Here is a 12,998-nt window from a genome sequence, read left to right as displayed (position 1 = left end):
TTTTATTCTTCTTTAATTGTAAAACTTATTTCTTCATTTATTACACTTTCAATTAAAATATTTTCTGAGTAACTTTTTGAAAAGAAAATTAATTCATCAATGGAATAAATAGTAATATTGTCATTCAAATTGTTAATTAAAAAATTATTATCAGAGTTTTCAGAAACAATCTTTAATGTATATTTTTTATATGAAACACCTTCTTCAGATAAATTAAAATTGCCATCATCTAAAGTTGGATGAAAATAAAGCTTAGGATTATTTAGGTTATTCAATTCAATAATGTTCAATAAAGAATTATGCTCGTCCTCTGCAATACCAAGTATCATTGTAGTTGCCAAAGAATTGTCATAAGTATGTAATACAATTCCATTTATCGTTTCACCCATATCTGTAAATTTATCAAGCTTAACAAATTCATTACTAGATAAATTGGGTAACTTTTGAGAATCATTTAAATCTTGTACTCCATAACCAGTAGCTTCTTTATTAGATGATGGAGTTGGAGAAAAATTTGAATGATTACTTAACTCATTTTCTGAAATAGATAAATAAGTAAACAAGGTTAAATCTTCAGTTTCACTTATAGCTATAGTATTTTGTGTACGTTGAGTATAAGCAATTATTAGTCCTCTGTTTTTGTCAATTGATTTCTGACTAAATAAATTAGGCTTGTAATTATGAACATGATATATTTTGTCAGCTTTTAAAAAAGAAATAGCGTTCATTAAATCAAAAATATCGTCCATAAATTTTGGAGCAAAATGAATAGGGTCAGGTATCGGAGTGGCTGGGTCACCATCATCTATTCCTAAATCTGTAAAAACAATATCTTTACCTAAATAAATCAATTGTATTATTGAAGCTATATTCTCATTATTAGCAATCGGTGAACTTACAACCACAGTTTTTGTAAAATCAGAAACAACTCCATTAACATCAGGTTCTTGTATTAGATCTTTTGATTCAATAAAATTTTCGCTGTTCGTAGAAATTATATTAGCCATTACACCATACAAGTAAGTATTTTGTCCTTTATCTGTGGTAAATTGCAAGGCTATATTTTGTTGAAAACTTGATACCACTGGTGCTGTTGTAAAGGTTTTAACAGGCCACTTTTCTGTTTCAAATGTTGTTAATGCAAGATTTGGCTCATCTGTTCCAATCTTAATATTATTCAAATTAGTACTGTCTAGTTCATAATTTTTATAAAAATTATAAGAACGTTGTCTGTTACTTTGTATGTAAAGATAGATAGTGTTTTTTGTAGCAAATGAATTTATTAAATTATAAATATCTGTTGCAGATGTAATAGGTGTTGTCAAACCAAATTTATTTATTTTTCCTCCATTAGCATGCAAACCATAAAATGCAGCAGGATCTAAAAATTGAGTAATGGTTTCTCGTATTAATTTTTCTTGGTAGTTATCTGTTGCTGTAGACACATTAATTACATTTGCTGATGCTCTAGCAAACGCAAGGTTAAATTGAAAAAGGTTTGCGTCATTTTCTATATAATAGTCTCCGTTGTTTAGCACAATGTCTAAACCTATGACTCCAGAACAACTTGCCAAATGTGTTCCTGCTGGAATCATAGGAAATTCAAAATTTTTATCTGGGTCAACTAAATTAGAATCGTCACCATCATAAGAAGCTGAAATTTTATAAAAATAACTATCTAAAAGTTGAGTCTCTAATTGAGTACTACTTGAATCAGGATAACCAACAAATTTGGCTTGAAAGACTGGAATTGGTTCATTAGGTATTTGATTATAAAAACTAGTAAATTCGTTTCTAATATGAGTTATCAAACCATTCGTGCCGGTTGGAACTACATCACCATTTGAATCAATAAATTGACTTTTAGGAAGACCTCTATAAATAAAATATTTTATAGACAATCCATTTACGGGTTGTTTATAGGGTTTCAAAATCAAGTTGACTTTTGTAGCATCACCTGTCATCGGTTGAATGAAAACTTGACCAGAACAAATACTAAATATTTTCTTGTCTACAGTTCCTAAGTCTAGTAAAGAAGTAGTTCTAAATTCATTTTCGGAAACTATGCCAAAAGCTTGGGCAGCCGTTTGCGTAAAATTGGCATCTTCTAAAAAGAAAAAAGAATTGGCATCTAATTTAGGTTGCTTATTGGTGCCACCGTTAGATGTTGTCGAATTTTGAGCTTGAGTATTGCTTATTAAATCTGGCATAAGAAATAGGAATAAATTAAAAACGATTTGTTTAAAAGACTTTCATTATCTACTATAATAAATAAGAGAGTAGTCTAAAACTTCCTATCCACCTTCTTAGACAATCGTTCCAATTTCTTATCCATATCCTCCATCAAACTCTCAATAGCACTCTCGCACATCGGTTGAATTTTATCTGGACTCATAACAGGAATTCCTCCTACCATCACAGCTTTCTTTTTGGATCCAGCCAACTCATTAAACTGAAAAATACTTTTTCCTGTCTTGTCATACAAGTCTATTTCTACGTAAGCTCTAATACTATAATACCCAAATTTTCCAACACCCGTTTTATTAAAATCAAATTTTAAATAAACAAACATTACACCATCTACTCCTAGCTCTTCAGCCATAGCAGCAACTTCACTAACAACTGGACCAGCTTGTCTAATGATTTTATATCCCTCAATGGATTCGTAGGATGACTCTAAAAAATCTTTCTTATTTTTATCATAAGTTGGTACATATTCTTTATATGTATCATTATTCAGAATTTTATCTTCATCTAAAACTTCAAATGGAAAGTTTTTTACATAACTTTCAAAAAATGCATCGTGGAACTTTTTAAGGGGTGCTTCTAAATTAAAACTTGGATCTTCACTTAACTTTGTGTTTTTTGCAATAAAGTCAGCCGAAGCATCTACTTGCGATAAATCTATAGTTTTATCTGCATAAAAAGTTACCACACCTACTTTTCTTTCTTGAGAAAAGGATACTACATTAATTAGAAATATAGCTACTACGAAAAATTTAGTTTTTAAATTCATTTTCTTCTTTTTATATTATTATGTGTTTGCATAAAAGCATTTTTTTAAGTAATAGCTTTAGTGCTTTGTAAATTTATTTTAATTTCAAATCAATAGCAATGCGTATTTATACGTAATTTTCAACCTAGTAAAATCACTTAACTACCAAAAAAAAGGTCTCAATTTGAGACCTTTTAAATTTTAATTATATGCGCTAAATGTGCCATCGGAAATAACACCAACATTTCCATTCTCATCCTCTCCAGAAAAACTAAAAGTCCCTTTGATAAACTCTTCATTCTTCTCTGTAATAACCAAAGTACCACTCATAGCTGTAAAGGTCGCATCACCAACCCATAACTCCGCATTAAACAAAGTCTCAAGATTGGTATCTGTTGGAGTTTCATCAGTAATTGGATGATTACCTATTGAAGCGTTAACTGGCATCCATAAAACAAGCCTAGTTGTGATTGAATTTGCTTCTTGCTCACCCGAAATAGCTTTCTGAAGAGAAGTAATAGTAGCTGGATTAAAATTGTACTGTTGTCCATTATAAGTGAACTTTAAGTATAGTTCATCTTGTACATCGTCATTTGATGAATCATCTTTCGAACAAGAAACAAAACTTACAGTTAACAAAACCAAGAAAAGTGAAACTAATTTTTTCATAATAATAAATAGAGTTTTAAATTTAATGGGTAAAATTAATTGCATAAGTTAAGACAAACAATACGTAATAACACGTAATTTTGACTCAAAAAAAAACCGCAAATTGCGGTTTAAAAAAACAAAAAAAATCTAAATACCGAATTATTGACAAATAGGAATTTCAAATTTTCCTTCAATAAAATTATCAGTTGAGGAAGAAGCTCCTTTTACTTTTCCAATAACTAAATTGTCAGCTATTGAAAGAATTTCAACAGTAATGCCTGAAGATAGACTAATAAAATCAGAAGAATTTGGATCATTAAAAGTTAAATATACATCGTTTGTAAAGACACCTATTTGACGCGGTGCAATTAAAGTTATAGGAAAATCTGAAAAACCTAAAGTTTCACATCCAAGATTCTGTGATGTAAAATAAAGCTCAAAACTATCAACTCCAAAAACATTGGCAAGCGCTCCTTTGCCTCCACCAATAGTAAAGTTGGAATCATATAGCTCACCACTTAATGGATTATTAGAAATACCATCTTCTTTTACTTTATCATCAGAAGAATCAGAACATGAAAGTAAAAGAGTAAATAATAAGAAAAGAAAACTAAGATTTTTTACTGCAAATTTGTTATTTATCATATTTTAAAGAAAATTAAATTATAACAACAAATTTAACAGGTAGAAAACAAACAAACAATACGTGTTAATACCTAATTCATACAAAATGGTATTTCCTATAATTCACTCAAACTAATCGCATTAGTTTTCAAAGCATATAAAATAACACCAATAAAATTTTTAGATTCCGTTTTTTCCATGATCCGCTTTCTATGTTTCTCCACAGTTCGAGCACTAATACATAAAACATCAGCGATCTCTTTACTACTTTTCTCTTGCGAAGCCATTTTTATAATTTCAATCTCTCTAGGAGTAAAATTAATATGAATACTTAAATCATCATTATAGAGTATCTTTTTTTCCCACAAAATAGCCTCTCTAATAACAGCTGCTAATTCAATATCAAAATAATAATCTTTCTCTATAACACTTTTTATAGCATTTTCTAAAAGTTCCGGAGCAGAATTTTTTGTAAAAAAACCATTAGCACCACATTCCATAATTTGATGAATAGCCTCTTTAGAAGTAAGCTGTGATATAATTAAAATCTTAATGTCTGGATTAATTGCTTTTAACCGGCTACACACCTCAAAACCATCTATAATTGGCATTTGAATATCCAGCAAAACAACATCAATCAAGGTGTCCTCAGCGGCCTTTAAAAAAGCTAATCCATCATTAGTATCATAGACAACTTCAATACCTTCAAAAGTAGAAAGCAACAAGGATAAACTTTTTCTAAAAAGTTGATGATCATCAACTAAAGCAACTTTAATCATGTTTTTTATGTATTGAGATAACAAAATGGTTTCCTTCCATAACATTTCGTTGAACAAGTTTAGCTTCAATACTAGTCAATCTAGATTGAATATTATATAATCCAGCTCCTTTGGATTGTGAAAAACTGGCCTTAAAATCAAATGGTTTTCCGTCATCTACAATTTCAAGATGAATCAAATCATGAGTTTCATATAAAAACAATTTACATTCAGTTATAGAGCCATACTTAAGCATGTTGGATGTAAATTCTTGAATGATTCGAAACAATTCATAGTTAATTGCTTTAGGGATAACTAGATTTTGCACATCAGTTTGCAAACTGAATTTTTTATCAGTTGATTTAGTTAAATTTTCAAGATATTCTCTAAGCGCAACAATTAAACCTGAACTTTCCAATAAAGGAGGCATTAAATTATACGAAATTAATCTTGCGTTTTCAATAGTTTGTGCAATAGCTTCTTTGATAGCTGTCAGCAAATCTTGTGTTTCCTTTTGAGTTATCTGCTTAGATAATAAAGTAAAATAATTTCTAACGGCACCTAAATCTCCTTGAACACTATCATGTAAATCTTTAGCTATACGTTGACGCTCTTTTTTTTCACTTTCCAAAGCTGTTTTCAAAAGCAGTTCAGCTTCCTTTTGCTTTACATTAGCTATTCTTTTCTGATAAAAAACAGCTAAAAAAAGTAGGCCAAAAGCTAAAAATAGCATCACAAATGTCCCAATCCAAAAAACTGATATTATTTCAATCTTGCTTTCCATATACCAATAATTATTAAACTGCGTAAGATTAAATTCAAAGCAATATTCAATAGCCAATAATTTTGAAAATCTGATTTATCTGAAACATAAATATAATTTGCTAACAGAAATAAAAAAACAGATCCACAATAATAGATAATTAAACCTGAAATGAAGTAAAAATTTGAATTTTCTAATAGATTATCAGTTTCAAGTTCCTCAAATATTCTTTTAAACCAAAGTATTGAAAAAAACAATATATTAATAGTTTGATATACCTTAAAAAAAGCTGAAATAGTTAAGTAATCAAAAGATATTCTATAGATAAAAGCTAGAATAGAAAAAATTATGAATATAAGTATTGAAATGATAAAAACTCTTTTAAATTTTTCATTTAATAGTTTATAAAAAAAATAGTGTATACTTAAGAAAACTAATATACCATAAATAAAAAACCAATATTCTACATTTAGCTTAAGCAGCAGTGAACCAATAAATTCATATAAACTTGCAATAAAAACTACAAAGATAAAAGGATGAAATTTTTTAATACCTCGAAGACTCTTATCAAAAACTATGAAAGAAAATGGTACTAAACCAAATAGAATTGTAAATGTTAAAATGTATATCATTTGTGGAGTAAGTTTTTAAATAAACTTACTCCACAAAGTTAATTAATTTTCCGAAAGTGAGCCCTCTAATGGACAAGTTGGTGGACAAGTAATCATTTCATCATAAATAATCCCCTGCTCTAACATATCTTTTTCATCAGTATCAACACCAACCAAAACTAAACTCATTTTTGAATTTTCATCATCATAACCATTATAGATTCGTAAACCAATGCAATTTTCTTGATTCAAAATATGATTTACATTTTCAGTCCCGATAAATGACGAAACTACTTCTCCTGGATATTTTCTATCAAAGGCGTTTATCAAAATTCTAGCTTTTTCTTCAGTAATAATACTTCCTGAGTTTTCACTTAATGCCATGCTTAAATATGTTTTAAATTTATTTTTCAAATCTAAGAGGCAATCATAAATTATAAAATAAGTATTAATACTACTTTATAATACGTATTTATACGTAATATATGAATTTTTAAAGCCAATGAGTTATCATAACGACTGATTTAACAAGAAAAAAGAATATAATAATCTCCATATTAAGTGTATTTACGTATCCAAAAATTAATTAAATAACAAGTAAAAGAATAAAGTTGGTAATTCTAAGGATAGAATTAACTTCGAGAGCTTCAGGACTACGCAATAATTTATTTAAATTAAGTATTTATACGTATTTTATTAACATTTATTAAAATATAACTTTACATATTTAATACTTAAACTAATACATTGTTATGGCTTCAAAAACAAATTTAGATACGTTATATCTTGTTAATGACAAGAACCGTAAAGTAAAACTGAATATTACTGTGGGTGATGAAGGTCAAACTTCAATGCTGACGGTTAGACTGAATAAAACAGTTTTAATTGAAGATCACGAAGGAAACCTAATAGATTGTGAAATTGGTAATAACAGTGAGCTAAATGGCAAAAAGCTTAAAATTGTAGCTACTATCTCAGATACTTCTAGGAAAACAAATGTAACCTTCTTAAACCTAAAAATAAATGGTGGTGTTTTAACTAGAAATTACCCGCTTTACAAAACGGTTGAAAATGAAGGGGATGCTGCTGATTACTACTGCAATATCGAATTTTATAAACCTTAAGATATCCAACATGAAAAAAGTAATACAATTTCTCCTAATAGTTTTATTTGTCGGTAATGCTTGGTCTCAAAACACCAACAATGAAACTGAATATGACTTATTAAAAGCTCCTGTTTCTCCTGCTTCAAATTTACTAGGTTTTGCACAAAGCGATATAAATAAACCAACAGATGTATCTGAGTTTATGGTTTCACTACAATCAGCATCTGATAGTTACACAAGTCTACCTTCAAATTATGCTGTTGATATTGCTCCTTTTTGGTTACTGAAAAGTAAAGCCTTAGGAGACATAACTACAAAAGGTCTAGAAAACTCGTATGGCAAAAATGTTATCCCTCAATCACTAGTGCTGTCTTTTGCAATCAAAAATGTGGATTCAACAACGATTAATTTTAATACAAATAGCACTTATGCTGGTTTCGGATTGAAGTTTTCAATTTATAGAGGGGATTATGATAAAACTACAAAAGAAAAACTAAGCCAAATTCAAAACTTACAAAAATTGAAACTTGACTTAATGCAAAATATTCAAGATGTTACTGAAGAAAACTTACCACTAGAAATAATTGAATTAAAAGAAAAAAGAAAGCAAATTTTTATCAACGTGGATGTTAATGATGAATCGGAAGACAATCTGGCTCTAATTGAGTTATTATCAAAAAAAGCAGCTAAAATTGATGAAGAAATTGAACAAAAAACAGCAATTCTTCTAAATGAAAATAAAACAAATAGTGAGCTTAAAACTATAGACGATAAAATAAAAACTATTGCAAGCCAATTTCAATTAACACGTGTCGGTTTTACATGGGATATTGCTGGAGGAATTGGGGGCGAATTTCATAACAAAAGTTTCAACCAAGGTAAGATTTACAATGCAGGGGTTTGGACTACACTGGGTTATACTACAGAAAAAACAGGTGCGTTTTTAGGCTTAGTCAGATACCTACACAATCCTGAAAGAATATTTGCTTTAGATAATGCAATTAATGACCAAAAAAGTGTTTCTACTTTCGACACGGGTTTTAGATATATCCTAGGGCAACCTCAAGCAAAACTTAATGCAAGTCTAGAAGCTATTTACAGAAGTTTTCTTTCTGAAAGTGAAATAGATAACTCTTGGAGACTTATGTTAAATATAGATTATGCATTGTTTAAAAATCAAAAATTAACATTCTCTTTCGGAAAAAATTATGATGGAACAACAACTAAAGACGGAAATTTAGTAGCGGCTCTGGGAATGGTTTTTGGTTTTGGAAATAAAAGATAGAGTATAAATTATTGTATCTAAAAAATAACAAATGCTTTGTTTAAATAGGATGTAAAGTAAATTTGAAAACTCAAATATTAACCTGCTTTAGTAATGAACAAGCAAAAAATAGCTAGATTTCCATGGTATGGTTTTGATAGCTGCATAAGTCATTTAAAAATAAATTATTAAAAATCTAATATTATGAAAAAACTTTTCACTTTTACTCTACTAGTCTTATTTGCTATTTCAATTAATGCACAAGAGAAAAAATCAAAATCTAAAACATACGAACAACACCGTAGTGCAAAAACAGGTCGTTATGTAAAAAAATCAGAAACTAAGAAAAGCCCAAGCACTACATATACTACCAAAAGAAAAAAAGGGTAATGTCAAACAAAGTAAATGCAAAACTCTACAAGCTCCAAGACAGTTTAATACCAATTTACGGTGATACTGAAAAACTTATTGATACAATTGTTGAATTATACAATGACAAAACGGGTCATGATTTTAAAAACATTACTTTAAGAGAAGATATAAATCAGATAGTTACCATTGATGAGGAAGAAAATAACTATTCCTATCATGCAAAATTATTTGTTTTAAATACTGAAGAAAAGACACCAGATTGGATAGATTTTGCTAATACAATAGCACAAGATGAAGCTGAACTTGAAGAATTTAAAAATAGATATTCTTCATTTCTTCTTTTTGTTTATGATGAAGAAAGCGTTTTTGCTATTTCAAAAGGCTATTATGGCCATCATCTATTAGGGGAACACATTGACATCTTTTTTGGAATGGAAATATTATCCAGACTTATTGACAAAAGCTCAACTGAGATTAGACAAATAGAAGATCGAGCTCTTTTCGGGAGTGAATTAGGCGCTCAACGTTTTTTCAGAGAAAACTACAGTCTTGCTTATGATGATGATTTTGGTAAAATTTACAAATCAATGTTGGCAGCGATAAATGAAGAAGATTTTATCAAATTAGGAATAGTGAAAAAGAGAGAAAGTACAAGACAAGTTTCTATATCTGGCAGCTCTTCTTTAGAGATTTCAACAAATTTCGATTATAAAGAATTATTAAATCGTATAACAAAGATTAAACGATTACTATTGACCGATGGTGTAGATTTTAATCAATTTTATCGGGTTCCTCCTCAAGAATTAAGCTTAATTCGAGATAATCTTGGGGAAGAAATTATTAGAATGGCATATAATAAATATTTGGCTAATGAAGAAGTTGACTTCTATCACCCAGAAATATTCGAATATTTAAGCTCATCAGTTACAGAATTTACAAATCAAGATAGCGGTACAAGTATTGAAATTGAAATGAGTTCTTCTAAAAAATTTAAAGATTTAATTGATGAGATTGGAGAGGACGTAATTGATATATCATCCGAAGAAAATTTTAGTAATAGCTTAATTAACACTTATGGTTCATACAAATTAAGTGAAGAATCTAATTTTATTAGTTCCATATCATTAAATAAATGGATTAGCGGAGAGGTAGAATATAATGGAAAAAAATATTTTAAAGTTGATTCCCAATGGTACGCATATAAAGATAGTTTAAATAAATTATTGAATGAAAGATTTAATAATACCAATTTCGAATCTTTAGCTCCAATAATAAAATTAAAAAATTGGGATCAAACTGAAAATCCAAGTGAAGGATTATTTAATGAAAGTTTTATTTCTACTCCAGGATTTATTGTTACTGATAGAACATATATGAGTTATATTGAAGTTTCTGATTTAATTAGAGTAACGGATAACGAATTATTTTTTTATCATGTAAAAAAAGGATTAGGACAAGACATGAGAGTACTTTCTAATCAGATAATCAATGCTTCGAGATATTTAAAATTTGCTATAGACGAAACGGATAATAAATCATTATCTAGTTATTTTACCTCAATAAGTAATAAACATTATGAAAGCGGCAATATTAAATACGTTAATACTGATGGAGAAGAAAACGAATTAGATTTAGACAGTTTCATTGAACTAATGAAGTCAAATAGAAAAATAAAATTTGTTTTTGTATATGCAACTAGTTCTGCTTTAACAATAAATGAGGAAATAATAAATACAGACTCAAGAATTGCAAAGTTATCTCTAATATATACATTAAGAGACATGAAAAGAACAGACTTTGAATTTTTAATCGAACGAATAAACTTAATTTAATGGCAACAACAATAGAGAGCATCGGAATTCTTCAGGCATATTTGAAAGGTGTATTAGATAGAGCAAATCATCATGCACAAGACGTCAATAGTATTGCTTTAGCTATTGCTGGAGGTATAATTTGGCGTTCTACTAACCAAATTAAAGTTTTATCTCGTCAAGGAGATATGAAAAATGTCTTATGGGTGGAAGTCAACCAAACAAGACTTTGTTTTGTATATGATCATTTAGGAGGGAATATTGATGTCAGAGAATCTAGTATTCAAGGAAAAACCATAAAGTCATTCAATAACAAAACACCATTAGAAGAAGTAAAAACTTTTTTTGAATCAATATAGTACTAAAAACACAACAATACTAATAGTGGGTCTGCAAGACAGTACAAAACTTGCTGGATATGAAAAAAGTGCAAAACACAGAAAAGCAGAAGAATTAATAGAGAAAGGATGTAAAATTAAAATTCTTTCTGAAGAAGATTTTGCAGAAATTCATAAAAATTAAATAACTAATTTTAGGACAAGCTACCTAAAAAAAAGAATGCCACACACGAAAATCTTCTCAAAAATCCATGCATGACATAACCTTATTAACAAACTTAATCCAACAATCCCTTAACGAATTAAAAATTGTGTAACATTTCCATTAACAAACAATAGAAACTTATACAAAGTAAAGACTTATTTAACTTCAAAACCATACGTATTAATACGTAAAATCACTTCTTTGATAATGATTTAAATAAATAATTACCCATATAAAATAGTAGGGTAAAAAAAAGTAGTAAAAGAGGTATTCAATTCCGGAATCACACACTACTTTATTAGATTTAAGACAATCTTTACTATAGTTTTGAGCTTTTAAAAATAATAAAAGCACCCACCAAAACTACACAAGGATGAATCCAAACCCCAACCAAATTAAAGCCATCTACCAAATGCTTTTTGAAATGGCAACCGGAAACTTATCGTTCAGAATAAGCGAAGCAAATGATAATCCTGAATTAAATAAAATAGCAAGAACCTTAAACCAATTGTCCCAAGAATTAAAAACTATAATTCTTAAGATCGGATTCATAAACCCACATTATTCGTATCAAAACTTAGTACAAAACTGTTTTCTCTTAAATGAAAATTTTGAGATTGTCAGTTTTAGTCCAACGGTCATCGATATGCTAAATTATAACCAAGAAAAACTCCATAAATTAGATTTTGAAAAAATACTCACAGCCCAATCAGTAGCAGTTTGGAAAATCTGCAAAGATGAACTTCAGCAAAATAAAGAGTACCACAGCACAACGCAATTAGTTTTCAAAGACAGTCAAAATCAACTGATTCCTGCTTTTTGCAGTGTGACCAAACTAATCCTAAGCAACAAAATTCTAGTCTCTAATGTAACTACAATACTTTTCGATATAACTTCAGATAAGGCCAACACCATTCCTAAAAAAACAGATGCCGTTATCATTCAAGAAGTCTATGAATACATCATGGCGCATTTAGAAGAGCCTTTACCTACGCTTAAAGAACTATCCAAACTATTCGGAACAAACGAATTCAAATTAAAAGATGGGTTCAGACATTTCTTTAAAACCAGTATCTATAAATTTTACACGGAAGAACGTTTGAAACAAGCTCACGTACTAATCCAACAAACAGATTTACCTCTAAAAGAAATAGCTTTCATGAGCGGATTCAATGATTACACCAACTTCTCAAAAGCATTCAAAAAACAATACCACTTCCCTCCTAGCGATTTAAAAAGAGACACAAATTTGTAGCCACACTACTTTTTGAACTAGCTTAAATCCCTTTCTAACTAACAGTATCAATTTGAAATTCAGAATTTTACGAAACTAAATAATAAAATACTGATATGAGAAGTAAAGTAAAACCTCTAATAATAGTTTTTATAAGTTACCTACTAGTTTTTTTGTTCGTTTATGCAGCAACTAGCAAAATGCTCGAATTTCAAAACTTTCAAGCACAATTGGGGCAATCTCCATTAGTAAGTGCTTACACAGGG

The 12,998-nt window shown here is 29.1% G+C and carries 14 protein-coding genes; 7 read left to right on the top strand and 7 right to left on the bottom strand.

Annotation, left to right across the window (positions count from 1 at the left end; all coding sequences use genetic code 11):
• Positions 1-2: 2 nt before the first annotated feature.
• The 7 genes from AABJ49_RS04875 to AABJ49_RS04845 all read right to left on the bottom strand — a co-directional run bounded on the left by AABJ49_RS04875 (position 3) and on the right by AABJ49_RS04845 (position 6,786).
• Positions 3-2,210, bottom strand: coding sequence for a hypothetical protein (locus tag AABJ49_RS04875; RefSeq protein ID WP_338376536.1), 2,208 nt, complete (start codon positions 2,208-2,210; stop codon positions 3-5).
• 74 nt (positions 2,211-2,284) lie between these two features.
• A complete protein-coding gene (locus AABJ49_RS04870; protein ID WP_338376534.1) occupies positions 2,285-3,016 on the bottom strand; it encodes a hypothetical protein in 732 nt (243 codons plus the stop codon).
• Positions 3,017-3,196: 180 nt separating this feature from the next.
• Positions 3,197-3,664 carry a hypothetical protein gene (locus tag AABJ49_RS04865; RefSeq protein ID WP_338376532.1) on the bottom strand — a complete coding sequence of 156 codons (468 nt, stop codon included), beginning with the start codon at positions 3,662-3,664 and terminating at the stop codon, positions 3,197-3,199.
• Positions 3,665-3,805: 141 nt separating this feature from the next.
• Positions 3,806-4,291 (bottom strand): hypothetical protein, encoded by a 486-nt coding sequence (locus AABJ49_RS04860; protein WP_338376531.1) that lies wholly within the window; start codon positions 4,289-4,291, stop codon positions 3,806-3,808.
• A 95-nt stretch (positions 4,292-4,386) separates the two neighbouring features.
• Complete coding sequence (locus AABJ49_RS04855) at positions 4,387-5,049, bottom strand: response regulator transcription factor (protein ID WP_338376530.1); 663 nt, start codon at positions 5,047-5,049, stop codon at positions 4,387-4,389.
• The gene (locus tag AABJ49_RS04850; RefSeq protein WP_338376528.1) at positions 5,042-5,812 is read right to left on the bottom strand and encodes a histidine kinase; all 771 of its coding nucleotides are present in this window, start codon (positions 5,810-5,812) and stop codon (positions 5,042-5,044) included. Before AABJ49_RS04850 ends, AABJ49_RS04855 begins: the two co-directional genes overlap by 8 nt.
• Positions 5,813-6,465: 653 nt before the next feature.
• On the bottom strand, positions 6,466-6,786 hold the full coding sequence (locus AABJ49_RS04845) for a hypothetical protein (RefSeq protein ID WP_338376526.1): 321 nt from the start codon (positions 6,784-6,786) through the stop codon (positions 6,466-6,468).
• 368 nt (positions 6,787-7,154) lie between these two features.
• Between AABJ49_RS04845 and AABJ49_RS04840 the strand changes: the two genes are divergently transcribed.
• The 7 genes from AABJ49_RS04840 (at position 7,155) to AABJ49_RS04810 (ending at position 12,753) form a co-directional block, all read left to right on the top strand.
• Positions 7,155-7,526: a hypothetical protein gene (locus AABJ49_RS04840; RefSeq protein WP_338376524.1), complete on the top strand. Its 372-nt coding sequence runs from the start codon at positions 7,155-7,157 to the stop codon at positions 7,524-7,526.
• A 10-nt stretch (positions 7,527-7,536) separates the two neighbouring features.
• Positions 7,537-8,793 carry a hypothetical protein gene (locus tag AABJ49_RS04835; RefSeq protein ID WP_338376522.1) on the top strand — a complete coding sequence of 419 codons (1,257 nt, stop codon included), beginning with the start codon at positions 7,537-7,539 and terminating at the stop codon, positions 8,791-8,793.
• 183 nt (positions 8,794-8,976) lie between these two features.
• Positions 8,977-9,162 carry a hypothetical protein gene (locus AABJ49_RS04830; RefSeq protein ID WP_338376520.1) on the top strand — a complete coding sequence of 62 codons (186 nt, stop codon included), beginning with the start codon at positions 8,977-8,979 and terminating at the stop codon, positions 9,160-9,162.
• Positions 9,162-10,976 (top strand): DUF6119 family protein, encoded by a 1,815-nt coding sequence (locus tag AABJ49_RS04825; RefSeq protein WP_338376518.1) that lies wholly within the window; start codon positions 9,162-9,164, stop codon positions 10,974-10,976. The genes AABJ49_RS04830 and AABJ49_RS04825 overlap by 1 nt, the downstream gene beginning before the upstream one ends.
• Positions 10,976-11,314 carry a hypothetical protein gene (locus AABJ49_RS04820; protein ID WP_338376516.1) on the top strand — a complete coding sequence of 113 codons (339 nt, stop codon included), beginning with the start codon at positions 10,976-10,978 and terminating at the stop codon, positions 11,312-11,314. Before AABJ49_RS04825 ends, AABJ49_RS04820 begins: the two co-directional genes overlap by 1 nt.
• Positions 11,301-11,477 (top strand): hypothetical protein, encoded by a 177-nt coding sequence (locus AABJ49_RS04815; protein ID WP_338376514.1) that lies wholly within the window; start codon positions 11,301-11,303, stop codon positions 11,475-11,477. The genes AABJ49_RS04820 and AABJ49_RS04815 overlap by 14 nt, the downstream gene beginning before the upstream one ends.
• A gap of 394 nt (positions 11,478-11,871) precedes the next feature.
• The gene (locus AABJ49_RS04810; RefSeq protein ID WP_338376512.1) at positions 11,872-12,753 is read left to right on the top strand and encodes a helix-turn-helix domain-containing protein; all 882 of its coding nucleotides are present in this window, start codon (positions 11,872-11,874) and stop codon (positions 12,751-12,753) included.
• The last annotated feature ends 245 nt before the right edge of the window (positions 12,754-12,998 follow it).

This window comes from uncultured Flavobacterium sp. (genome assembly GCF_963922255.1).
Taxonomy (GTDB): Bacteria; Bacteroidota; Bacteroidia; order Flavobacteriales; family Flavobacteriaceae; genus Flavobacterium.
Note: the sequence above shows the minus strand (reverse complement) of the source record. Positions and strands in the feature narration are given on the sequence as shown.

Coding starts and splice junctions, on each gene's coding strand:
- AABJ49_RS04875 (WP_338376536.1), bottom strand. CDS start 2,210: ATGCCAGATTTAATAAGCAATACTCAAGCTCAAAATTCGACAACATCT.
- AABJ49_RS04870 (WP_338376534.1), bottom strand. CDS start 3,016: ATGAATTTAAAAACTAAATTTTTCGTAGTAGCTATATTTCTAATTAAT.
- AABJ49_RS04865 (WP_338376532.1), bottom strand. CDS start 3,664: ATGAAAAAATTAGTTTCACTTTTCTTGGTTTTGTTAACTGTAAGTTTT.
- AABJ49_RS04860 (WP_338376531.1), bottom strand. CDS start 4,291: ATGATAAATAACAAATTTGCAGTAAAAAATCTTAGTTTTCTTTTCTTA.
- AABJ49_RS04855 (WP_338376530.1), bottom strand. CDS start 5,049: ATGATTAAAGTTGCTTTAGTTGATGATCATCAACTTTTTAGAAAAAGT.
- AABJ49_RS04850 (WP_338376528.1), bottom strand. CDS start 5,812: ATGGAAAGCAAGATTGAAATAATATCAGTTTTTTGGATTGGGACATTT.
- AABJ49_RS04845 (WP_338376526.1), bottom strand. CDS start 6,786: ATGGCATTAAGTGAAAACTCAGGAAGTATTATTACTGAAGAAAAAGCT.
- AABJ49_RS04840 (WP_338376524.1), top strand. CDS start 7,155: ATGGCTTCAAAAACAAATTTAGATACGTTATATCTTGTTAATGACAAG.
- AABJ49_RS04835 (WP_338376522.1), top strand. CDS start 7,537: ATGAAAAAAGTAATACAATTTCTCCTAATAGTTTTATTTGTCGGTAAT.
- AABJ49_RS04830 (WP_338376520.1), top strand. CDS start 8,977: ATGAAAAAACTTTTCACTTTTACTCTACTAGTCTTATTTGCTATTTCA.
- AABJ49_RS04825 (WP_338376518.1), top strand. CDS start 9,162: ATGTCAAACAAAGTAAATGCAAAACTCTACAAGCTCCAAGACAGTTTA.
- AABJ49_RS04820 (WP_338376516.1), top strand. CDS start 10,976: ATGGCAACAACAATAGAGAGCATCGGAATTCTTCAGGCATATTTGAAA.
- AABJ49_RS04810 (WP_338376512.1), top strand. CDS start 11,872: ATGAATCCAAACCCCAACCAAATTAAAGCCATCTACCAAATGCTTTTT.